The 23,052-nt window shown below is 50.9% G+C and carries 23 protein-coding genes and 1 pseudogene; 11 read left to right on the top strand and 13 right to left on the bottom strand.

All coding sequences use genetic code 11. The annotated features are described in order from the left end of the window. Positions 1-6 precede the first annotated feature (6 nt). The 3 genes from AC4GL5_RS04860 to AC4GL5_RS04850 all read right to left on the bottom strand — a co-directional run bounded on the left by AC4GL5_RS04860 (position 7) and on the right by AC4GL5_RS04850 (position 1,669). A complete protein-coding gene (locus AC4GL5_RS04860) occupies positions 7-1,125 on the bottom strand; it encodes a GGDEF domain-containing protein (protein ID WP_490381666.1) in 1,119 nt (372 codons plus the stop codon). A gap of 112 nt (positions 1,126-1,237) precedes the next feature. Beyond that, a complete protein-coding gene (locus tag AC4GL5_RS04855; RefSeq protein ID WP_490381665.1) occupies positions 1,238-1,408 on the bottom strand; it encodes a DUF2496 domain-containing protein in 171 nt (56 codons plus the stop codon). 123 nt (positions 1,409-1,531) lie between these two features. Further along, positions 1,532-1,669, bottom strand: coding sequence for a hypothetical protein (locus AC4GL5_RS04850; protein WP_490381664.1), 138 nt, complete (start codon positions 1,667-1,669; stop codon positions 1,532-1,534). Between the two features lie 300 nt (positions 1,670-1,969). Between AC4GL5_RS04850 and AC4GL5_RS04845 the strand changes: the two genes are divergently transcribed. Beyond that, positions 1,970-3,703 carry a methyl-accepting chemotaxis protein gene (locus AC4GL5_RS04845; RefSeq protein WP_490381663.1) on the top strand — a complete coding sequence of 578 codons (1,734 nt, stop codon included), beginning with the start codon at positions 1,970-1,972 and terminating at the stop codon, positions 3,701-3,703. A 200-nt stretch (positions 3,704-3,903) separates the two neighbouring features. Here the strand turns inward: AC4GL5_RS04845 and AC4GL5_RS04840 are convergent, their stop codons facing one another. Further along, positions 3,904-4,242: a winged helix-turn-helix transcriptional regulator gene (locus AC4GL5_RS04840; protein WP_490381662.1), complete on the bottom strand. Its 339-nt coding sequence runs from the start codon at positions 4,240-4,242 to the stop codon at positions 3,904-3,906. Between the two features lie 99 nt (positions 4,243-4,341). Here AC4GL5_RS04840 and AC4GL5_RS04835 point away from each other — a divergent pair, with 99 nt between their 5' ends. After that, positions 4,342-5,181, top strand: a complete 840-nt coding sequence (locus AC4GL5_RS04835; RefSeq protein ID WP_490381661.1) for an SDR family oxidoreductase — start codon at positions 4,342-4,344, stop codon at positions 5,179-5,181. A 47-nt stretch (positions 5,182-5,228) separates the two neighbouring features. Further along, positions 5,229-6,161, top strand: a complete 933-nt coding sequence (locus AC4GL5_RS04830) for a GlxA family transcriptional regulator (protein WP_490381660.1) — start codon at positions 5,229-5,231, stop codon at positions 6,159-6,161. A 62-nt stretch (positions 6,162-6,223) separates the two neighbouring features. Here AC4GL5_RS04830 and AC4GL5_RS04825 read toward each other — a convergent pair whose 3' ends face one another. From AC4GL5_RS04825 to exaC, 3 genes are all read right to left on the bottom strand, one after another. Then, positions 6,224-6,724: an isochorismatase family protein gene (locus AC4GL5_RS04825; protein ID WP_490381659.1), complete on the bottom strand. Its 501-nt coding sequence runs from the start codon at positions 6,722-6,724 to the stop codon at positions 6,224-6,226. Positions 6,725-6,829: 105 nt separating this feature from the next. Further along, positions 6,830-6,991 carry a hypothetical protein gene (locus tag AC4GL5_RS04820; protein ID WP_490381658.1) on the bottom strand — a complete coding sequence of 54 codons (162 nt, stop codon included), beginning with the start codon at positions 6,989-6,991 and terminating at the stop codon, positions 6,830-6,832. A 328-nt stretch (positions 6,992-7,319) separates the two neighbouring features. Continuing rightward, a complete protein-coding gene (gene exaC, locus AC4GL5_RS04815) occupies positions 7,320-8,837 on the bottom strand; it encodes an acetaldehyde dehydrogenase ExaC (RefSeq protein ID WP_490381657.1) in 1,518 nt (505 codons plus the stop codon). A gap of 398 nt (positions 8,838-9,235) precedes the next feature. On the opposite strand from exaC, the gene AC4GL5_RS04810 reads away from it, so the two are divergent. Beyond that, on the top strand, positions 9,236-9,814 hold the full coding sequence (locus AC4GL5_RS04810; protein ID WP_490381656.1) for a glutathione S-transferase family protein: 579 nt from the start codon (positions 9,236-9,238) through the stop codon (positions 9,812-9,814). A 153-nt stretch (positions 9,815-9,967) separates the two neighbouring features. On the opposite strand, the gene AC4GL5_RS04805 is transcribed toward AC4GL5_RS04810, so the two are convergent. Further along, positions 9,968-11,776: a PQQ-dependent methanol/ethanol family dehydrogenase gene (locus AC4GL5_RS04805; RefSeq protein ID WP_490381655.1), complete on the bottom strand. Its 1,809-nt coding sequence runs from the start codon at positions 11,774-11,776 to the stop codon at positions 9,968-9,970. 410 nt (positions 11,777-12,186) lie between these two features. Between AC4GL5_RS04805 and AC4GL5_RS04800 the strand changes: the two are divergent. Continuing rightward, positions 12,187-12,687: pseudogene (locus AC4GL5_RS04800) on the top strand (GGDEF domain-containing protein); the annotation flags it as partial. Positions 12,688-12,848: 161 nt separating this feature from the next. On the opposite strand, the gene AC4GL5_RS04795 reads toward AC4GL5_RS04800, so the two are convergent. The 5 genes from AC4GL5_RS04795 to AC4GL5_RS04775 all read right to left on the bottom strand — a co-directional run bounded on the left by AC4GL5_RS04795 (position 12,849) and on the right by AC4GL5_RS04775 (position 16,771). Continuing rightward, positions 12,849-13,874 carry a quinoprotein relay system zinc metallohydrolase 1 gene (locus tag AC4GL5_RS04795; RefSeq protein ID WP_490381654.1) on the bottom strand — a complete coding sequence of 342 codons (1,026 nt, stop codon included), beginning with the start codon at positions 13,872-13,874 and terminating at the stop codon, positions 12,849-12,851. Continuing rightward, entirely contained in the window at positions 13,874-14,704 is an 831-nt protein-coding gene (locus AC4GL5_RS04790; RefSeq protein WP_490381653.1) for a quinoprotein dehydrogenase-associated SoxYZ-like carrier, read from the bottom strand. The genes AC4GL5_RS04795 and AC4GL5_RS04790 overlap by 1 nt, the downstream gene beginning before the upstream one ends. An 80-nt stretch (positions 14,705-14,784) precedes the next feature. Next, entirely contained in the window at positions 14,785-15,675 is an 891-nt protein-coding gene (locus tag AC4GL5_RS04785) for a substrate-binding periplasmic protein (protein ID WP_490381652.1), read from the bottom strand. A gap of 45 nt (positions 15,676-15,720) precedes the next feature. Next, positions 15,721-16,197 carry a cytochrome c-550 PedF gene (gene pedF, locus AC4GL5_RS04780; RefSeq protein ID WP_490381651.1) on the bottom strand — a complete coding sequence of 159 codons (477 nt, stop codon included), beginning with the start codon at positions 16,195-16,197 and terminating at the stop codon, positions 15,721-15,723. A 145-nt stretch (positions 16,198-16,342) separates the two neighbouring features. After that, positions 16,343-16,771, bottom strand: a complete 429-nt coding sequence (locus AC4GL5_RS04775; RefSeq protein ID WP_490381650.1) for a cupredoxin domain-containing protein — start codon at positions 16,769-16,771, stop codon at positions 16,343-16,345. 163 nt (positions 16,772-16,934) lie between these two features. On the opposite strand from AC4GL5_RS04775, the gene AC4GL5_RS04770 reads away from it, so the two are divergent. The 6 genes from AC4GL5_RS04770 to AC4GL5_RS04745 all read left to right on the top strand — a co-directional run bounded on the left by AC4GL5_RS04770 (position 16,935) and on the right by AC4GL5_RS04745 (position 22,937). After that, positions 16,935-18,224 carry an ABC transporter substrate-binding protein gene (locus AC4GL5_RS04770; RefSeq protein WP_490381649.1) on the top strand — a complete coding sequence of 430 codons (1,290 nt, stop codon included), beginning with the start codon at positions 16,935-16,937 and terminating at the stop codon, positions 18,222-18,224. Between the two features lie 141 nt (positions 18,225-18,365). Beyond that, positions 18,366-19,397, top strand: coding sequence for a YVTN family beta-propeller repeat protein (locus tag AC4GL5_RS04765; RefSeq protein WP_490381648.1), 1,032 nt, complete (start codon positions 18,366-18,368; stop codon positions 19,395-19,397). Positions 19,398-19,407: 10 nt separating this feature from the next. Continuing rightward, positions 19,408-20,223 carry an ATP-binding cassette domain-containing protein gene (locus AC4GL5_RS04760; RefSeq protein WP_490381647.1) on the top strand — a complete coding sequence of 272 codons (816 nt, stop codon included), beginning with the start codon at positions 19,408-19,410 and terminating at the stop codon, positions 20,221-20,223. Next, a complete protein-coding gene (locus AC4GL5_RS04755) occupies positions 20,220-21,065 on the top strand; it encodes an ABC transporter permease (protein WP_490381646.1) in 846 nt (281 codons plus the stop codon). Before AC4GL5_RS04760 ends, AC4GL5_RS04755 begins: the two co-directional genes overlap by 4 nt. Positions 21,066-21,189: 124 nt before the next feature. Then, positions 21,190-21,996 carry a rhodanese-like domain-containing protein gene (locus tag AC4GL5_RS04750; protein WP_490381645.1) on the top strand — a complete coding sequence of 269 codons (807 nt, stop codon included), beginning with the start codon at positions 21,190-21,192 and terminating at the stop codon, positions 21,994-21,996. 251 nt (positions 21,997-22,247) lie between these two features. Further along, positions 22,248-22,937: a response regulator gene (locus AC4GL5_RS04745; RefSeq protein WP_490381644.1), complete on the top strand. Its 690-nt coding sequence runs from the start codon at positions 22,248-22,250 to the stop codon at positions 22,935-22,937. Positions 22,938-23,052 lie beyond the last annotated feature (115 nt).

Below are 23,052 nucleotides of genomic sequence, written 5' to 3'. Positions count from 1 at the left end.
AAAAGGTTAAACAACCTCTTCCTGCAATTCGGCAGACTGCCGGGCCGAAGAAAAAATACGGTTTCGTCCGGCATTCTTAGCGGCATACAGCAAGTCGTCTGCCCGCTTCATCAGATGATCTCGGGACTCATCATCATGATACTGCACAATACCGGCACTGAAGGTAACCACACCATGCTCTAATGAGCTGACCTGCAGTTTTTCCGACAAAGCCTGTATCTGTTCAACAGCTTCTGTTTCTGTTACGGGCAGAAGCAGAACAAACTCTTCGCCCCCTAAACGAACCGCCAGACCTTTGCCATTCAGGGCAACCTGGTTCAACGCTTTGGAATAGAAGCACAACACCTCATCCCCATAACTGTGCCCAAACCGGTCATTAAGTTTCTTAAAATGATCCAGATCGAGAATCGCCAGAGAAAACACAGCGCCCCGCTCTTTCAATGTATCCAGATAACGGTCCATCGCTCTGCGATTGTGTAAACCCGTTAACGGATCCTGTTCCGACAGAATTCTCAGTTGATCAGCCAGATGTTCGGCCCGGTCACGCTCTAACCGGTATCGGCGCGAATAGGTCCCCATCATCACCAGCAGCAGAATCGACGTCACCACAAAACTGAAACTCAAATCCAATGCCCGGGCCATTTCACTGGGATAACGATAAATCAAGCCCGGCTCGTTAAGATCAAGCCACATCATCAACAGAGGAATAACAATAATCAGACTGATACCCAGCTTCCGGAAAATACCTAAATCCCGAAAAGCCACTCTTATATACGCTAACGTACACAGATTGAGAAAATAGGTTGGGCCATCCAGCCCCGCGTTGTAAACCCAGTTAACCGGCAACGCCACAAGGGTCAGCAAAAAGATAAACACCAGCGCCATACGCCGATACTGATTATGAAAACGGGAGCGATACCAGATCCCTATAATGATCAGGAAAAGCACCATCTGAACATAGGCAAGAATGATGTCAGACGTCTGAAAAATATAGTTAAAAATACTACAGGCCAAGTAACCCAGCCCACCCACAAGAAGAACGGCATGATGGGTGTATTGATAGGGTAACGACTTATCGCCAAGCAAAAAAGCCAACAGCCTGTCACCTTGGGATTTAGCAGACATAAACAAACCTTGCTGATTGAAAAAGAAGATCTTTCTATTCAGTATCGAAAAGACAAGTTTACTCATCAACAAGCAAGGTTAATACCTATCCAGCTCACCCCACCTGCTTTAGTCAGATTTCGTCAGAATTGGCATGCTTTTCTGACGCAATTTTTGCCCGCACATCGTTCAGAACCACCTCTAAAGCCTGTTCTGCAACGCGATTATCGATCTGGTTGCTTTCCAGCAGTTCAATCAGATCCACAGCCAACTTAATATGATCCGGTGCCGCATCCAAAGGCATCAGGCCTTACCCCTTTGTCATTAAAAAAAGAAAGCATCATACCTTGCCGCCTAACCAGCGCAAAGCAGGCAAAAAAATGCCCCCTGCTTCAGCAGGAGGCATCTTTTAGCCATTATCCAAGCATTATTTGGCGCAAGGCACACAGGCTTTATCCCCGTAATAGTTATCCCTATAGTTACACTCAAACTTCTGTTTGTTCGCCAGCGCGTTCTGCTGCGGGCTGGCTTTCTGATTCTGAATTTTCTTAATAAGTGCGGACATAGTATTTACCCCAGACCGGATCAACCGGCAAAAAACAAGGCTAAGATCACCGAAAGGTTAAGCGCTTTTCAGATGAGAAAGTCGCCCCCCTTCTGTATGCGTTCACTATAGGCATCGGGCCATGATTAATGAAATTGTCAGTTTCGATCCCAAAGATAGAGAAGATCTATCGTAAAAATTCGCCCTGAAAACCATGAACAAAAAGAACAAAATAGCCTTTTTGCCCATTATCTTTTGCTTTTTATAACTCAGGTCTACATTGGCTGGCTGATAAAAATAAAAGCCAAAAAAGGTAGTCCTATGACTGTGTTTCTGCGTTCAATCAAAGTCACCACACGTATTATGTCTCTGGCCGGTTTTCTCGTTCTGGTCAAACTCTCAGTGTTATTGCTGATTCTGTTTCAGCTGGACGAGATTGCCAACTTCAGCAAAAGCCAACAGGAGCAAGTCACCGATCAGAACCGCTGGATAGAACAGGAAGCGCAGCTGATCGACCAGCAGACCCTCACACAGCAGCAACTTCAACAGGCTCAGGCTATCCAGAAAAACTATTCCGATATGCTGTTCTGGTACTTCGACGGCAGTATCACTCAGTATTACAACTCACTGAATAAAGCGACCGAATCCGCTGACAAACTTGAGAATCAGCTGGCCAATCTGGCGATGGAGCCTGACCTCCGGGAGATGATTGGCCCTCTGTTAAACAATCTTGCGGGATACCGTAAGTTTATGGAAAGCGCCAACCAGTATTATCAGCAGGGCAAGAGTAATCTGGCCGCCTCCGAGATCAGCGAAGCGCACCTGATTGTCGAATCCATGAACCAGCAGATGATGGCACTCACATCCCTGTTTCAGCAGCAGCTTAAAGCCAGTAACCGACAAGTGCAGCATGCCGTTGAACAAACCCTGGATGCCAGCGCCCGGGTTGCAGCCTTCAGCACCCAAAGCAGTCAAAGTATCGACGGAATTTTCCGCACAACCCTTCTGATAATTGTGCTTACTCTGCCACTGTCCGTTCTGATCGCTGTGGCCGTCATCCGGTCGATCACCCGCCCGCTCAATCAGCTGCAACACGAACTGACCACCATCGAAAAGGAAAGCGATCTGACCCGACCTCTGACACTGAAAGGCCGGGACGAGATCCGAAGTATGGCTGAGGCAATCCAGCTATTGCTGACAAAGTTCAAAACCACCGTGAGCGATGTCGGTATTCTGGCTGACGACCTGAAATGCACCGCCCGCGAAGGGCTGCAGACCAGCCAGACAACCTATCTGCAAAGCGATGAACAGAAACGGCTCAGCCAAACCCTCGCCTCAACGGCAACAGAGCTGGGGGCCAGTGCAGACTCTATCTTGCAGACGACGGATCAGGGACTGGAACAGGTTGACCAACTGACAAAACGGGCCGTTTCCGGACAACAGGATGTTCAGCAAACCGCTAAAACCATCGGAGAACTGGCCGAGCATTTCAACAGTGTTGAGCAGAACGTAGAAAGCCTGGTCCGCCACAGCACTTCAATTCAATCGGTTCTGGAAGTGATTCAGGACATTGCCGGGCAAACAAACTTGCTGGCCCTTAATGCAGCGATTGAAGCCGCCCGGGCCGGAGAGCAAGGCCGGGGCTTTGCTGTAGTTGCCGATGAAGTACGTAGCCTTGCCCAACGAACCAGCCAATCAACAGAAGAGATTCAGCAGATGGTCGTTACGCTGCAGCGCCACTCGCAAGACGCGATCCGCTCTCTTGAACTGAATCGGGATCAGGTGAATGCCGGTGTTGCGCTGTCAAAAACCGCTGAAAGCTCCATACAGGTGATTACCCAGGAGTTACACCAGCTCGCCCAGGTGAATCAGTCCATTGCCGAGATCAGCCGGGAACAACAGGAAGCAGTCACCAGTGTCGATCAGGGTGTGCAGGATATATTGCAACGGGCACAGACCGTTACCGAGCGGGCATCAGCCTCCCGAACGGTGAATGAACATCTGAATCAGATGGCCGAGCAACTCCAACAGCAGATCAGCCATTACAAACACTAGGCTGTCGTTCAGCAGGACATGGATAAGAAAGAGATAAAAAAACTCCTGATACAAAAAAACTCCCAACCTTATATCTTCGATGTAGATATCGAGCTTATATGGGTGGAATTGTTAGTTCCTATCTGATGGATAGGGAGGATATATAACGAAGAAATTCAAACAAACATCCTAATCTACAGCATATCCAGTCAATAATGCCCCTAAGTACTGGGGCAATGGATAAAGTCAGGCACCGATTCCCCCCACAAACGCATCGCCTCTAAAACATCTTTCAATCCCTCGCCCAAAGGCGTCAGTTCATATACAACCCTTGGAGGCGTCTCAGCAAACGCAGTGCGCGTGACAATGCCGTTGGCTTCAAATAGTTTCAATCGGTTTGTCAGTGTATGTGCACTAATGCCATCCAAAGCAAGACGTAACTCAGTAAAACGCATTGGGCCCGCCAGTAATTCCCGTACGATCAGGGTAGACCAGGGACCATCTAATAAAGTGAGAAAACGCGCCACGCCGCAGCAGGGCTCTTGTCGACTTTGTTTCATACTGCCTTCCTTAAAAAAACTTCTATTAGTGCATTTTACGTAACTAGTTCTGATATGGAACTATTAATACATCAATAAACAGACCATTAGGATACTAGTATGAAATACATCATTCACGGTGCAACTGGCGCTCAAGGAAAACCACTTTTTGATCAGTTAATACAATCTGGAGAGGAGGCTTTGGCGGCAGTACGTCACCTTGATAGCATCAAGGCAGGCCAGGGAGTCGAAGTCGACTTAGCCTCAGTAGAGTCTCTTGTTGCGGCCTACTCCGGCGCAGACGGCATTTTTGTGCACCTACCGTTAGGTTCTGAAAGCGACCGACAAACGTATGCCAATAATATTGCCGAGGCTATTGCTAAAGCACAGCCAGAGCGTGTCGTGATCTCTACCAGTGGTTGGAAACTTGGTATTGAGGGTGATACCAGTGCCTTGCCAACCCTAATTGAGAAAGTCACCGCCACAGGCGTACCCACCGCGGTGATTGCACCACAGCTTTACCTTGAAAACTTGTTGTTGCCGATTGTAATGGAACCGGTCAGCAAAGAGGGTGTGCTGCCTTACCCACTAAGAGAGAACTACCCTGTGTCCTGGTGTTCGCATTTGGACATCGCCGACGTAGCAGCGCATTTGCTACAAGACAGCACAGTGATCGGTGTGGTGGAAGTCGGCATGTTACCCGCGATTACAGGGGAAGAGCTCGCTGCCGAATTCAGTGAACATTTCGGCAAAACCGTGCGCTTTGATGCTCTGTCACCAGCTGAATTTGGCGATCGTTTGGCCACACTATTTGGCCGTACTGCCGCTGACGAAGTGGTTTCAGGTTACGAAGCCAAAGCACAAACCTCCGACTCGGCCATTCATTATGAAAACAGCGCTCAGGCAAAAATCGGTCTGCAGCCACGCAGTGTCACTCAATGGCTTGCCGACATCGCCTAAGCGTACATTCTATGAGACGATATTTGTTTGTTTAAACAGAGGTCTCTATGGCTGAGGTGTCGATTGCCATTGTCGCGTATCCAGACTGCTTAAGATCCACGGTTCATGGGTTGGAGGAGATGTTTGCGCTAGCTTCTAACCTCAGCCGCGAGTCAGACTCGGAAGCCACAACGTTTGCTTGCCAGATTTTAGAATGGCCTGATGCACTTGAAACAAATGAACACCTTCCCTTGTTTAATGTGGTGATCTTACCACCAAGCCTAAAACGGGGTTTTGATATGGTATCAGACCCCGCTCTATCCAAGTGGCTGACGCACCAACATCAACACGGGGCAATACTAACGTCTGTGTGCGCGGGTATATTTCTGTTGGCCCACACCGGACTACTACAACACAAAAAAGTGACGACTCACTGGGCTCTGATCGATACGTTTCACGATCATTTTCCCGACATTGCCTTGCAAAGTGAGGCCATTCTAGTCAATGAGGGAGATATCATCACTGCCGGGGGCATGATGTCATGGGTCGATTTGGGGTTAGAAATCATTGCTCAGCAAGCTTCGCCTAAGCTGATGCGCCAATTAGGCAAGATGCTAGTGGTCGATACTGGACAACGAGAGCAACGTTACTATCAACAGTTTGTACCAAACCTTGCCCATGGCGATGCCGAAATCATCCAGTTACAGCATTTTATTCAAGACAATAGTGATCAACCCCTGAAAATTACCGAATTGGCTCAGAGGATGAATACCACGGTTCGCACGTTGCAGCGACGCTTCACTAAAGCGACTGGCTTATCACCGCAGCTGTACATTCAACGAGTGCGTATTCAAAAAGCCTGCGAGTTATTAGAGTCCAGTCGTCAGTCTTTCGAAGCCATTGCCGAGCAGGTGGGGTATGAAGATGTGAGTGCGTGTCGAAAAGCGTTTATCAAAATTGTGGGTCTATCGCCGCAAGCTTTTCGCAAGCGCTTTGGTTAGGCTACGTAAGGCGTTCACCCTACGTTGCCTGATGTGGTCAAAGCTTACCCTGCTGTAAATGCTTACAGCTCTGTGAACACAACACCCCGATCACGAATCGCTTCCAGCGCTGCGCCATGTACGACAGGGTCAGGTGCGCAACAAGCCGCTGGCAATACTTTCACATCGTATTGCGCCGCATCTGGAGAAATCGCGGTGTATGCTACACAATTCTGCGTCATGATGCCGCAGATCACAATATTCTCAACACCCTGCTCTTTCAATACAGTATCTAAATTCGTCTCTAAGAAGCTGTCCGCGTGGTATTTCTGAACTACTGGCGCATCCGCTGCAGCGGCCAGTACATCCGCATGAATCGCAACATTATCAGTGCCTGCCTGGAAAAGTGGCGCGCCTTCAGGCATAAAGTGCTGAACTAAAACCACGGACCAATCGTTGGCTTGTGCATAGTTAATCGCCTGCTTAACGGATTGTAGCGCTTCGTCTACACCGTGTTGAGGGTAGTTACCGTGCGGGAAATATTCGTTTTGTACATCGATTACGATCAGGGCTGTTTTGCTCATGTTCTGCATCCTCTCATTTGATTTAACTTGATGATGCACAGTTTGTCCGCTTTTGCCCCCTCAAAACAGTGTCGCATAGGACATATATAGAGCAAAAAGCGACAATCAACCTTCATATTGGAACGTTTTGCGCCAGTGATTCGGTGTCAAAGAAAAGCGCTCTTTGAACTTGTTGCGGAATGTCAGCACCGAACTAAAGCCAATTCGCTCAACAATGACTTCGATGGGCAGCTCCGTCGATTCAACAATAAGTGGCCGTAAGGACATATAAAGATACTATTGGGACAGTTTTGCCCGAATAAAAATGTGCACCACTCGATAGAGCAGACAGGCACAAAAAAGCCCCGACAGTAGCGGGGCAAAGGATCCCGGAAGAGGACGACAAAGCTTCGGAAGGGTTCGGAGGAACAGAAGAACACCTCCGGGAATGCTTTCGAAAACAGAGCCAACAACGAAAGAATCCCGCTTCTCTTCTGGAAGATCAAATACGCCGTGAAGCGTAACGTAGCAGGTTTGCCAAAGGCATCACGTGTGTTTAACAGGGATCATCCCGTTTAACGGTGACCGCCTCTGGCAGAGGCATCGCCCAAAGTGCTTAGAAGAAGCCCAGAGGATTGATGTCATAGCTTACCAGCAGGTTTTTAGTCTGCTGATAATGATCAAGCATCATCTTGTGGTTTTCACGACCGACACCAGACTTCTTGTAACCACCGAACGCTGCATGTGCAGGGTACTGGTGGTAGCAGTTAGTCCATACACGGCCCGCTTCAATACCACGACCCATACGGTAAGACAGGTTCATGTCACGGGTCCAGACACCGGCACCCAGACCGAACTCAGAGTCGTTAGCAATCGCCAGAGCTTCCACTTCATCTTTAAAGGTCGTTACGGATACCACAGGACCGAAGATCTCTTCCTGGAATACGCGCATGTCGTTGGTGCCTTTCAGCAGAGTCGGCTGGATGTAGTAGCCACCCATCTCATCACTCAGGGCTTCTTTATCACCACCTACCAGAACTTCAGCACCTTCATTACGGCCGATTTCCAGATAGCTCAGAATCTTCTCAAACTGTTCCTGAGAAGCCTGTGCACCCACCATCACATCCGTATCCAGCGGGTTACCACGTTTGATCTGACCAATACGCTCGATAACCTTACCAATAAACTCTTCGTAGATATCTTCCTGAACCAGCAGACGGGAAGGACAGGTACATACTTCACCCTGGTTGAAGAACGCCAGAACCGTACCTTCAACACACTTGCTGACAAACTCATCTTCCTGATCCAGAACATCTTTGAAGTAGATGTTCGGGGACTTACCGCCCAGCTCAACAGTGGATGGAATAATGTTGTCTGCAGCACATTTCAGAATGTGGGCACCCACCGGAGTAGAACCGGTAAAGGCGATCTTAGCGATACGGGTAGAGGTCGCCAGAGCCTGACCGGCTTCGGCACCGAAACCATTGACAATATTCAGAACACCGGCAGGTAGCAGGTCTTCGATCGTTTCCAGCAGAACCAGAATAGACGCAGGCGTCTGCTCAGCAGGCTTAAGAACGATACAGTTACCGGCAGCCAGTGCAGGAGCGATTTTCCAGGCCGCCATCAGCAGTGGGAAGTTCCATGGAATGATCTGACCCACAACACCCAGAGGCTCGTGGAAGTGGTAAGCCACAGTGTTGTTGTCGACTTCACCGATAGAACCTTCCTGCGCACGGATACAACCCGCAAAATAACGGAAGTGATCAACCGCCAGCGGCACGTCAGCAGCCAGCGTTTCGCGAACGGCTTTACCGTTGTCGTAAGTTTCAGCAACCGCAATTTTTTCCAGATTTGCTTCAATGCGGTCAGCAATTTTCAGCAGCAGGTTAGAACGCTCAGTCACTGAGGTTTTACCCCAGGCATCTTTAGCAGCGTGAGCCGCATCCAGAGCCAGATCGATATCCTCAGCAGTAGAACGTGGAATCTCGCAGATCGCTTCACCGTTTACCGGAGAAGTGTTCGTGAAATACTGACCTTTAACGGGCTCAACCCACTGTCCACCAATAAAGTTACCGTAACGCTCTTTAAAGTTTACAACTGCGCCTTCTGTTCCAGGTTGTGCGTAGATCATCTTAATCGCCTCTGTTTGTTGTTGTCTTTAAAGGGGGCTTCCGGCAAGGAGAATCCCCTTTAGGGCATATCGCTTATGAATTAACTCAATTCGGGAAAACCACGTCAGATTGAACCGGCTGCGGTCTTTCTTTCCCTGTGTGACTACATCATGGTTGATCACCGCAAACCCAGACATGGCACTTTAGAGGCTAAAAAATAGTACTTTGGTACTAATTTTTTCGTTCCACGACTATTTGCCACCACAAGCAAACGGGACTACAGTGCTTTTTGGCAAGCACAAAAAAAGCCCGTTAACGGCTGACGAATTGCCTTTAACCATATGATTTAAAAGGCTTTTAAATAACACCTCCGGGTGCAGCACTCACTTCAGCGCCCGACGTTCAGGAGTTTATCCCGATGAAACTGGTAGGTTCCCATCCCTCTCCCTATGTACGCCGTTTACGCCTCTGGCTGGAAGGCCATCACTACGAGTTTTTACCACTGGATATTTACAGTGAAGCAGGCCGCGCCGAGCTGGAAACCTACACCCCGGCGATGAAAGTCCCCATGCTGGTGGATGAAGAGCACTCAGTTTATGACTCGCGCATCATTCATCGTTATCTGAATCAGAAGCTGAAGAAAGAAAGCCTTAGTTGGGAAGATGAAAATCTGATGTCTCTGATCGACAGCCTGCAGGAGTCTTTCATTATTCTGCTAATGAGCAAGCGCTCCGGTATTGATACCTCCGATGACCGCCTGATTCTCAATCTGCAGAAAGAGCGCATCGCCCGCACCATGCCGGTACTGGAACAAGCCACTAAAGATGGTGATTTCAGCGAATGGCGCTATCCGGCCATCTGCCTGTTTACCCTGCTGGACTGGATTCAGTTCCGTGAGCTGTTCGATCTGAACGATTACCCCGCCCTGGCTTCGTTTCATTCCGCACAACTGGATAAAGCGATCGTTCAGGAAACAGATCCGCGCAAGATCAACTGATTCCGCTCCCGGTAAACATCCAAAACTAAGACGCCCAAAACTAAAAGACCGGCTGCACAAACGTGCAGCCGGTCTTTTTTGTACAAGGCAGATGCTTAGAACCGGAGAAACGGTGCTAAGGGCGAACACCTGCCTGTAGCAAGTGAGCAGAGCTTAGTTCAGAAAACCGAACAGGCCACCACTCTTTTCGTTTTCTTTAGGCAATTTGAAGGTCCAAACGGAACCACCCTGATTCAGGTGTTTGACCCGCTTAGCCACTTCGCCGCCCCACAGAGGAACAGCACCACCCCAACCGGATACAACAGAGACGTACTGTTCGCCATCCTGTTCCCAGGTGATTGGCGAACCAACGATGCCGGAACCTGTGTTGAACTTGTACTTCACCTCACCGGTTTTGGCATCAAACGCCATCAGATAACCTTCCGGATTGCCCATGAATACCAGATTGCCTTTGGTGGTCAGTACACCACCCCAAAGAGGCGCGTAGTTCTCATAGCGCCATTTTTCTTCACCGGTTTTAGGATCAATCGCTCGCAGCACACCAATGTAGTCATCATTCAGAGGCTTAATCGTGAAACCGGCCCCCAAATATGCGGCACCCTTCTTATAAGAAGTTGGCTCGTTCCAGATATCCATCTCCCACTCGTTAGACGGTACATAGAAGAGCTCGGTTTCCTGGCTGTATGCCATCGGCATCCAGTTTTTACCCCCCAGGAAAGATGGCGCAGCGACAACCGGCTCACCTTTCTTACCATTAGCACTTTCGCGCGGGTCTCCCGGACGACCGTTTTTAGTGTTGTAGATCGGACGACCTTTCTCATCCAGACCTTCTGCCCAGGTGATCTTGTCGACAAACGGGAAGCCCCGGATAAACTCACCGTTCTCACGGTTCAGAACGTAGAAGAAACCGTTACGGTCAGCGGTGGCTGCCGCTTTTACGGTTTTGCCATCCGCCTGATAGTCAAAAGAGATCAGCTCGTTTACACCATCGTAATCCCAGCCATCATGTGGCGTGGTCTGGAAATGCCAGGCGATTTTTCCGGTATCAGGGTCAAGTGCCAGACGGGAAGAGGAGTACAGGTTGTCGCCCGGACGCAGGTGAGAGTTCCAGGGCGCAGGGTTACCGGTTCCGAAAAACAGCAGGTTAGTATCAGGATCATAGGTACCGCCTAACCAGGGTGCCGCACCACCGGATTTCCACAAATCGCCCGGCCAAGTTTTACCTGCCTCACCACCGGTAATACCGTTTTCAACTTTCTTACCGTTTTTGTAGATATAGCCCATATGGCCTTCTACGGTTGGGCGGGTCCAGAGCAATTTACCGGTTTTCGCATCGTAGGCTTCAACCTTACCAACAACACCAAATTCGCCACCGGATACGCCGGTAATCAGCTTACCATTCACCACCAGAGGCGCAGCAGAGATCGAGTAACCCGCTTTGTAATCCGCCACTTTTTTCTTCCAGCGAACCTTACCGGTTTTCTGATCCAGAGCAACCAGCTTGGCATCCAGGGTGGCAAAGACCACCAGATCTTCATACAACGCAGCACCACGGTTGATGACGTCGCAGCACGGCATAATGCCGTCTGGCAAGCGGGCGTCATACTGCCAAAGCTCATCACCGGTTTTTGCATCAATAGCAAACAGTCGGGAATAAGAACCGGTCACAAACATCACGCCATCTTTAACCAGAGGCTGAGATTCCTGACCACGCTGTTTTTCGCCACCAAACGAGAACGACCAAACCGGACGCAGGTCTTTAACCGTGTCCGTATCCAGCTTTTCCAGTGGAGAGAAACGTTGGCCGCGATGGCCCAGGCCATTGGTAACCACGTCATTCGTGGTCATCTGGTCGTTAGCAATATCGGTGTCGGTTACCTTAGCGGATGCAGTGCCCGCCATCATGGCAGAAACCAATGCCGTCGCCAGAAGCGACTTCTTGCCCAAAGCTTTTATTATCATGAACTGTCTCCTGTGAGCGCCTTTGTTATTAAATTGTTCGGCTCACTCATTTCAATGCAGGAGGCAGCCACCAACAATACAACCACCGACCAGTTTTGGTCGTACCTTTCGGGGTGGAAAGTGCTGTTTTCACCCACTTTAGGCGTAGAGCTTCCGCCGCAGGTAGTAGATCATCAACACTAAGGTACTAGCCACGAACACGAGCCTATCAACAGAAGCGACTAAAGGGTCAGTATTAAGTTTAGGGGTATTACCAGCAGCTAAACTTGGCATAATGCGGATATAATTTGTTACCAAATGCAAACAAAGCCTTAAAGCTCAACTGAAAATATCCGGGTTATCTGCCACCAGGAGCCCCGAACAGAAGAGCTGCATGAAAAGACCCGGCTTCTGGAAAAGTTGCCGAGACTGACGCCCTCACCCAACTGGCAAACCGAAACCGGCTATGGCGATCATTGGCAGAAGCCCTTGATCCATTCGATAGCCAAAAACCGGAAAGCTATACCTCTGTCATCATGCTGGATATCGACCATTTCAAAGCCGTTAACGACACATACGGCCACAATACCGGAGATATGGTACTGCAGGAGTTTGCTAAAATTCTGCAGTCAACCTGCCGGGAGACAGACACCGTCGGACGCTGGGGAGGTGAAGAGTTTCTGATTATCTGCCCGGATACAGACCGGAGGGCTGCTCTGACATTAGCCGAGACGATTCGCGCCAACATTGAAGCCAATGACTTTCCCGGAGTGGAACAAGTCACCGCCAGCTTAGGCGTAGGGCTCTGCCAGCCTGATGACAACATCGACACCGTTATGGAACGCACCGACGCCGCCCTCTATCAGGCCAAGGCCAATGGCCGGAATCAGGTGTGTTTTCCATCTTTCGAATCAGGATCAGAACGCGAGTAAAAAAGCATAAAAAAGGCCGGCGGGTGGCCGGCCAACAAGAGGGTGAGAACCCAAGAACAACAAGCACATCGCTTGTTCAGGAATAGGTAAGAGAAACTTCCGTCATAAAATGACTATAGACCACCTTTTTATGCTTGCCCAAGAAATTAATCAAAAACAGCTTAATGATTTAATGCCTGCTCTTCATATTGGGGATACCAATGGCTCAGGGATCGGGTGAACTCATAACGCTGCATCACCACTGACTTAAAGGCAGGATTCAGCGGCCAGCTCAGCATCTCGGCCATTGAACGCCCCTCTTCTGCCCCCTGCTTAAAGCTTTTATCCAGCCATTTCAGGTAGTCACGGGTCTGGGCTATGCCTTCCTCTTTCTGATGCACCGGCCCATGTCCCGGCACTAAAACCTTATGCGGCAGATTCTCCAGCTGATCGAGCGCCACTAACCAATCCTGCAGTACCGCATGCGGGGTTGTCAGAGCCCGGTTATAAAACACCAGATCTCCGGCAAAGAGCACACCGGTTGTCCGGTCCAGCAGGATCAGATCACTATGGGAATGCCCCTGCATCAGGTGCACTTCAAGTTGATGAGCATCAGCCCCATCACCCAGAGTCATCTTGCTGATACCCTCTTTGAGTACCACACCGGGCGCGACCGCGCGGGTGCCCTTCATCGCAGCGCCCACCATCCGGTACAGATTCTCTGCAAGGTCAGCGCCCTGCTCTGCAATCATCTGCTGAGTAGGTTCTGAGGTATAGGTTCTGTTGCGGGGGAAAACCTGATTACCCAGAAAATGATCCGGATGCGCATGGCTGTTCAGGACATAGCGAATCGGGCCTCCGCCCTGCTGCTTAATCCAGTGATTCAGGGCTTCTGCAAAAGCTTTTGACGGCCCGGTATCAAACACCAGGGTTCCTTTCTTCGTCAGAATAATGCCGATATTGGCGATCATGCCGCCATTTTCAGGGGTGAAAGTCTCATTTTCACCCAGCACCACCCAGGTGTCCGATGCAATATTCACCGGTTCAATCACATAAGATCCGTTGTGATCGGCTGCAAAACTGACACCGGAGATCATCCAGAAAAACAGTAAACCGATCAGCATAACGCCCGCGTTTAATCGCTCTAACCAGAGGCGAACAGATAACTGAAACCGCTGAATAAGACTGAGTTGAGTCGCAGACTTCATCACATCACCTCCTTGCCGGATGTCGGATACACAGGGGATGTGAAATCATTGCCATCATTATCCTTCAGCTGTAACTGATACCCTTCCAGCCCTTCAGGAGCCTGAGCTTTCGGAAAACTAAAGGTCAGGCGCGGGTTGGAACTCACAGGGCTCGACAGGTTCAGATGCCCCAGTGCCGTAGCATCCTGATCCGTCAGGGTAATCTCATTCAGCCAGAAAGCGGGAACACCCTCCACCAGCCCGGTATCCATCGGGTGCGATACCTGAACTTTCAAACGGTGAGTGCTGCGGTTAAATAAACGCCCCTGAATCTGCCCTAAATTGCTTGCCCAGTCATCACTGGCCGCTTCTGTTTTCGGTGCGGTACAGCCACCACCGGATGCATCAACATAGTTACGGCCGACATGCCAAAGGCCGGAACCGTCCTGAATGAGAGCATGGACCGGCGTCGCCTGCTGTACCCGGAACTGCAGGCCGATATTCGGCAGGCTTCCGGCATCCACCTCGTAGGTGGCGATATGCTGAATTGGGTTCAGATCAGCGAACAGGATCAACTTGCGGGCATCAGGAATCTGGTGACGTACCATCACCGGCACCTGAGTGGAATCTTCGGCAAACTCCGGCAGAATAATCTGCACGCCAGCGCTGTATTGCCAGGGTTCGTCACGAATAAACTGCTCGCGCATGTAATCCCACATCACATCCATCAGAGGATTGGCTTCATCAACAGCAGGCTCTGCCGTTGCATGAGCAGGATTAAGCACGGTAAATATTGAGAGACAGGCCATAAGCAGCAGATTGCGTACTTTGACAGTAAAGCAGATCGACATAACACCTCCCGTGTCAGCTCAGCTGACTTATTGTTGTTGTGCTGGGGGTTTTCTTTCGTTGTCATTCAGGGGGCTGAGACTTATTGCTCAGCCCGATAGAGATCCGGTAACCGATAATCAACGCCGTAACGCTGACTGAATTTTTCCAGCGTGCCATCTTTGGCAGCCGCCTCCACCACATCGGCTAAAGCGTAGGCGAACTGGCGGTAGTTGGTATGAACCGCCATACCGATATCCCAGTCCAGCTTATGTAATCCGGGTAGAGAGACCGCCGGAATTTTCATCGCCGGGTCTTTCTGCTTTGCTAACCATTGCAGCTGACTTTGCATCCCCATCATCGCGGCGATCTCTTTGCGCTTCATCGCCTCCAGAGCCTCGGCCAGATTTAGGTAATGGCGCACCTGATTACGTACCTGACCGTTAAAGACGGACAAGAGGTAAATATCCGGCAAACTGTCCGTTTCAACCCCTACCGGGTAGTATCGCAGCACCGCCAAGGTTTCCAGTGAGTCCATCTGGGCCGGGTCGTAACCTACACGCCAGCGCTCTTTCTGGTACGGACCGAACATGTGAACCAGATCGTTTTTCACCTGACCAAACTCATCGGTCTGGTAGGCAAATTCCCGGTCGTAAGGCACACGGAGCATCACATCTGCAATGCCACCACCCAGATAGTGCCCTTTCCAGACATGGTTACGCAGATCATCATCCAGTGTTTCGTCCGGCACCATCCAGCGAAGTTTCAGATCCAGCTTCATTTTTTTGGCGATATGGCGGGCCAGATCTACATCGATACCTTTCGCCTCGCCAGATTCATCTTCCCAGGAGTAAGGAGCAAAATCTTTATAGACAGCAATCTCGATAAAACCGGATGCCATCACATCATCATAGGAGCGCGCCTGAGCCGGCAGCACCTGCCCCAGCAGGACAAGTGCCAGACACAGAACGCTCAACAGGTTCAGGCGCTTCATTATCAAATCTCTTTCTGAGTTCGAATCATGATCAATATCCTGCAATTACAGGTTTTCATCGTACTTGGTTTCTAACCAGGAGCGGATCGACCACAGCGTTTCCTGGCTCAGGTAGTCCGCCATCTTCGGCATGTAAGGTACGCCGTTACGTACCGCACCATTACGCACGCGGTAAACAAACCACTCATCGCCATCGTAGCCCGGCTCAAGTTTACGCAGATCCGGTGCAATACCGCCGGAAATACCATCCAGACCATGACAGCGGGCGCAGTTTTGCGCGTAAGCCGATTCACCAATTTTGATCGCTTCTTCGTTACCGCTGTAGGGATTGGTCTCTTCCCACTCTTCACCCAACTGGGGCAGGCCGGATGTATCCATTTTTTGTGGCGTAACATCGCCATGGGCCCATGCCTGAGAGGCCATAACAGACGCCCCCAGAACGGTGCTTATCAGTAGCTTGCGCGCTGTTTGAGAAGTGCTCAGCAGTGTTGTTAAAGAGGTTAGGCTGTTGCAAGTCATCATTGTTATTCTCCAGTACTATTTCTAAAGCTTGCTTAGGGATTATTGTTGTAAGAACGGTTCGAAAGGCTGCGCCAGCTGATGAGGTAAAGAAAACGGGCGACCTCTGTGTGCAGGGCAGTGCACACACAAGCCGCCCAAACCTGTATCAGCGCACGTTAAACACCCCATGCATCCCTTTGTGCTCCAGACCTTCAGCGAAGAACTTAAACTTGCCCGGCTTAACCGGAACAAAGTAGATCTCCAACTCGCCAGCCTGTTCGAACTCCAGTTCGACCAGAGAAACCGCCTTGATCTCGGTATCTGCTGCTTCAACTTTGCGCAGATAGATCGAGGCAAAAAACTCCGGAGCTTTTAGTGCGTACTCCTTCAGACCGGATGATTCAATCTCAAGACGATAGGCTTTACCCGTCTCAAGCTGATACTCGGTCTGCGACATGCCATAACCACTTTCCTCTGTCCCCAGCACCAGTTTTGGCAGCTCGGTCGGCTTACGGGTCAGATCGCCTTTAGCCTGTGCCAATCCCGGCAGCAGAGCGATCATTGCAGTCAGTACGATACTTTTCATGTAAGTCATAGGTGCTTCCTCCTGAATATGGCATCCATGTTAGGAAGTGACCGAAACTGAAAATATGGTACTTGAGAACTAGATTGTTCCTTCTTTGTTCTCATTCATTAATGCCCACCAGAGACCTAATCTGCAGTCATGTTCATTGACCGGCGTCACGCTGGAGGGAAAAATGCTAAGGATATTGACGGCTCGATTCGGGCAGGAAAAGCACAATAAAAACAGTGTGTTAAGAAGAAAAAGCGATCCGACACGTCGAATAAAAGCGCCTTTAGCGACGGTTTTCACTTTAGGGGTTGCACTGCTCACACTCCCCAACCTTCCGGCGGTTGCCGCTAAAAAGGTGACCGAGATCCCCCTGCAATACCTGCGACTGGTGCCGGAAACACGCCCTGTTCTCTCTAATATTTTGCCGCCGCCGGATGATCTGGGTATCGCGGGTGCAGAGCTTGCTCTCGCCGACAGCAACACCACAGGCCGCTTTCTTGGCCAGCAATACACGCTGAACAGCCAGCGCTTTGAGAACGAAGCCGATCTGCTAAAGGCCGCTGAATCCGTTATTAAGAAAGATGCACTGGTTCTGGTCGACGTTCCGGCCCCGCTCATGGCAACACTGAATAAGCAGGCCGAAGTCCGGGGTGCGCTGCTGTTTAATGTGGCTAACCCAGCTGACGAGCTAAGGGCAAGCCAATGCCTCAACAACACGTTCCACACCTATCCCAGCCGCAGCATGCTGACCGATGCGCTGGCTCAGTGGCTGGCGGGTCGCCGTTTCAGTCAATGGTTCCTAATTGCAGGGCCAACCGAGGGTGATCAGGCTTATCTGGCAGCCCTTAAACGCTCAGCCAAACGCTATGGTGGCAAGATTGTTGATGAGAAAAGCTGGAGTTTTGATACCGACCTGCGCCGCACCGCTCAGAAAGAGCTGCCGCTGTTTACTCAGGCAGAAGATTACGACGTGGTACTGGTGGCAGATGAGGAAGGCGACTTTGGCCATTACGTACCTTACAACACCTGGCTACCCCGCCCGGTTGCCGGTACTCAGGGTCTGACACCGGTTGCCTGGCACCGGGTGGTAGAACAATGGGGTGCGGCTCAACTGCAGTCCCGTTTTATCAAACAACAGCAGCGCAACATGCAGAGCGAAGACTATGCCGCATGGACTGCCGTTCGCTCCGTGGCCGAAGCGGTGACCCAAAACCGCAAAGACCCCAAGGCTTTCGAAGCCTCTCATATTCAGCATTTTCTGCTGAGCGACCAATTCCATCTGGCGGCCTTTAAAGGTCACAAGCTGACCTACCGGGACTGGAACGGCCAACTGCGCCAGCCAATTCCTCTGGTACAGCCACGCTCTCTGGTTTCCCAATCACCTCAGGCAGGTTACCTGCATCCGGTAACCGAGCTGGATACCCTCGGTTTTGACCGTCAGGAGAGCCAGTGTGATATGAAAGCGAGTCTGTAAAACCGACTCCTCTGAACTTCAGAACCCTTAAAAAAACACCACCAAAAGAGTGGCAAACAATAATAACCCTGACCGAAACAACAGCCGCAAGCCGGCTGAAACGATGAAAAAAATAACACGCTACGGACACAGGTAACTCTTATGAAAATGTTTAAAAAGCTAAGAACCTTCCCAGCCAAAGCGGGACTTTCCGCACTGATGCTGGGTTCACTGGCATTGGCTACCCCTGCTGCTGCGGATATGGCCTATATCAGTAACGAGAAAGACAACTCCCTGTCGGTGATCAATCTGGACACACTGGAAGTGGTTAACACCATCGACGTGGGCCAGCGCCCACGGGGCATCATCTTCAGCAAGGACTACAGCAAGCTTTATATCTGCGCCAGTGACGATGACACCGTGCAGATTCTGGATACCCGTACCGGCCAGATTATCGCTAACCTGCCCTCCGGTGATGACCCGGAGCAGTTTGCCCTCTCCCCTAATAACCGACACCTCTATATCGCCAACGAAGATGATGCGCTGGTCACCATTGTCGATACCGAGAAACGTGATGTTGTTGCTCAGATCGATGTGGGGGTAGAACCGGAAGGCATGGCGATTAGCCCGGATGGTAAGATCGCGGTAAACACCTCGGAAACCACCAGTATGCTGCACTGGATTAACACCGAAACCCAAGAGCTGTACGACAACACCTTAGTCGAGCAACGCCCGCGCCATGTGGAGTTCAACAAAGATGGCAGTCTGCTGTGGGCGTCCTCTGAAATCGGCGGTTCCGTGGTGGTGATCAACACGGAAAACCGCGAAATTCTGCACAAGATGCGCTTTGAGATCCCCGGCATTCACCCGGATCGCATCCAGCCAGTGGGTGTCAAACTGAGTGCCGATGGCCGTTACGCCTTTGTTGCTCTGGGCCCTGCAAACCATGTGGCGGTTGTCGATGCCAAAACCTATGAAGTGATCGATTACCTGCTGGTGGGTCGTCGCGTATGGCACATGGAGTTCAGCCCGGATCAGAAACTGCTGCTGAGCACTAACGGTATCAGCGGTGACGTCTCGGTTATCGACGTTGAAAAACTGAAAGTGGTTAAAAGCATCAAGGTGGGTCGCTACCCGTGGGGCGTTGCGATTCTGCCAACCGAAGCGATGAACCAGCTGCAGGCTGAACGCTAAGGAGCCGCCCATGAAGCCGCTGAACATGACAGAACCCCGTCCGGAAAACCTCACCCGCCTGGATCAGGAAACGGCTTTGCTTTCGGTTCAGGGACTGAATCATCACTATGGTCAGCGGCAGGCGCTCGAACAGATCGGCCTTAAGCTCTATCAGGGGCGCTTTAATGCGCTTCTGGGGGCGAACGGTGCCGGAAAATCCACCCTGTTCAACCTGTTAGCGGGCCTGATTCGCTGCCAGGAGGGGGAGCTGGTGTTTAACGGCGAGCCCCTTGATAAAGCGACACCGGACTACCTCTGCAATCTGGGGATCGTTTTCCAGCAAAGCACGCTGGATCCGGATCTGACCGTGAGCCAGAACCTGCACTACCATGCCTCCCTGCAGGGCATGAGCCGTCGTCAGGCGAAGCAACGTATTACAGAAGAACTAACCCGGCTTGAACTGCTGGATCGGCTGAAAACACCGGTTCGCCAGCTGAATGGCGGCCATAAGCGTCGGGTCGAAATCGCCCGGGCGCTACTGCACAACCCCGCCTTTCTGATGCTGGATGAAGCCACCGCAGGTCTTGATATTCAGACCCGCCGCCAACTCACCGAATACCTGCATCAGCGCTGCGAAGAAGGTTTAACGGTACTTTGGGCAACCCACCTGCTGGAAGAGATCGCCACCGATGACCCCGTTACCATTCTGCGTCAGGGCGAAGTGATCTGCGCCGGTATTCACCAGCAACTGCTTCAGCAAAATCCCGGTGAGACACTGGCCAGTTTGCTGAACGGCCAAAAGCCACCCCATAAATCCCCATCACCTGAACGGGAGGCTGCGCTATGAAGGCTCCGATCACCATCAGAAAACATCAGGGCAGCATCAGGCACTATTGGCGCACCTTTATCGGGATCAGTCAGCGGGAACTGCTGCGTTTTATTCAGCAGCGCACCCGATTTCTCAGTGCGCTGATCCGCCCTCTGCTCTGGCTGGTGGTCTTTGCCGCAGGTTTCAGAGCGGTGCTGGGGGTGTCTATCATGCCGCCCTATGACACCTACATCACCTATCAGGTTTATATCGCACCGGGACTGGTGGCGATGATTCTGCTGTTTAATGCGATGCAGAGCGCGCTGTCTATGGTGTATGACCGGGAGATGGGCAGCATGAAGGTGCTGCTGACCAGCCCGCCACCGAGAAGCTTTCTGCTGATCAGCAAACTGGTGGCTAATGCATTAGTCTCTTTGCCCCAGGTGATGGTGTTTCTCTTTATCGCCCTTCTGGTGGATGTTGATCCGCCGTTAATCGGCTATATGGCGGTTATGCCTGCGGCGCTGCTGGTCTCGGTTATGCTGGGAGCGATCGGACTCTTTATCTCCACCTTTATCCGCCAGCTGGAGAACTTTGCCGGCGTAATGAATTTTGTCATCTTCCCGATGTTCTTTCTCTCATCGGCTCTCTACCCCCTCTGGAAGATGCAGGAGGCCGGTATTGTGCTGCACTCCATCTGTCAGCTGAATCCTTTTACCTACGGCGTAGAGCTGATCCGTTTCAGCCTTTATGGCGAGCTGGACACACAGGCTCTGATGGTGGTTTCTCTGGTTACCCTGGTATTTCTGACACTGGCCATTGTCAGCTTTGATCCTCAGAAAGGGATGAAAAGCGGCGCAAAACCAGTACCAAAGGCGTAGTTTTTCTACGCCCTGAGTAGCAAGCAGCAGCCACCAAAGCAGAAGATCATTTTTTGCTCATCGCGCTATGGTTAAAGCTATATCCTGCGATCAACGACCAGCCTACTGGCGACGAGAGACAATAATGACAATATCTCGCACAGGGCAGCAGGGCAGCCGGGTCAGACCCGCTTATACACTGCCGCCCTTTTTTGCCCCGGCAATATCCCTTGCCAACCTTGCCCATGCTGTACCGGGACGGCAAACGTGCAGCCGAAGCCTGCGCTCCCGTTTTGCCGGACTTGCGGCACTCCTCCTGTTACTGTCTCTTACCGCCTGTAGCCTGCAACAGACAACCCTTGATGTTGAGGAGGCAGAGAGCACAGCACCTCAGCTCCGGTCTGATCGCTACCTGTCACCGCTTACCGCTAATGATCATCAGCTGCTTTCTGACAGTAGCCTGTTTAATGCCGAAGGGCTGAGAAGCAGTCGCTATCGGGCACCGGTTCCTTCGTTGGCACCGGGAGCAACCACCCTTTCGGATAACACCTTTCTGGAACTGAAGCGCAAGAACAAACTTCTGCTGATTGATGTACTGCCGGCAACCCTGCGCGAAGGTCGCTTTATCAACACCAAGCAGCATAAAACGATTCCCGGTAGTTTCTGGCTGGCCAATACCGGTAAAGCCGATGCCTCCGAAGCTGTAAACCGATACTTCCGCACTCAGCTGACGACGCTGACGACGCGCTTTCCGGATAAAACCCCGGTGTTTTTCTGCAAGACCGATTGCTGGATGTCCTGGAATGCCGCCGCAAAAGCCAATGCCCTAGGGTTTAATCGCCTGTATTGGTATCCGGGAGGAATTGATGGCTGGCAGCAAAACGGAGGAAAACTGGTGATGCAGCCACCAGTTCCGCTCAGTGATGCTCCGGCTCATAACAGCCTGAAATGATCCAATAAAAACAAGATAACTACTTAAATATTAATGGGTTACATTAATAGTTTATGTGAAAATCACTGAACTATTGTCGGATGCACAAAACGGGATCAAAGAGTCATGATAAACTGATCAATGATTCCGAAGGCCGCCGAATCAGGTTGATCAAACCTGCAACGCCCAACAAATAACCCAATAACAGCTCGCCAGATATAAGCGCGCTGACTTAACAGCCCACTACAAAAGACAATAAAAAGGGGTTTGCCATGTATAAAATTGTGACGGCTGACGACCATCCCATCTTCCGGGAAGCGATCGCTAATGTGGTACATAGCCGGTATCCCGACAGCGAGATCCTTGAAACCTGCAATCTGGACGACACTCTGGCGCTGATTGAACAGGATGATGAGATCGATCTGGTGTTGCTGGATCTGAACATGGATGGCATGGATGGTTTTCAGGGGCTGATGCGTTTGCGCGAAATGGCACCGGCGATCCCGGTAGTGATTGTCTCAGCGGAGGAGGACAAAAAGATTGTTCTGCAGGCGATTACATTTGGCGCAGTGGGCTTTATCACCAAATCGTCACCTCGGGATCAGATGCACAAGGCATTGGAACAGATTCTGGCGGGCAGCGTGTATCTGCCTTCTGACATTATCCGAGGTGATAACAATGCCTCTGCCAACTTGTCCGGTGCTCAGGCGTTACGCCAGCAAAAACAAGCGGAGAGTATCGACCCGGCTCTGCTCTCCTCTTTGACCCGTCGTCAGATTATTGTGCTGCAACGCATGGCTGAAGGGGAATCTAACAAACAGATCGCCTACACACTCTCGATTGCAGAGACTACGGTAAAAGCCCATGTGTCTGCCATTTTGCGTAAGCTGGGGGTCAGCAACCGCATTCAGGCGGTGATTGCCGCCCGGGATATCGACTTCTCCGAGCTTTCCCGTTTTTAATACCCCGGCCTGAATTGGCAACCGAAAAAAGCTCGCCATTCGCGAGCTTTTTTCGGTTGATTGTCCCGTCCTGAATAAGGTTGACACATTTTCTATCCTAAACTGGAGAAATGTG

It is taken from the genome of Oceanospirillum sp. (assembly GCF_982874595.1).
The sequence above is the reverse complement of the archived record's forward strand: the minus strand, read 5'-3'. Positions and strand labels throughout refer to the sequence as shown.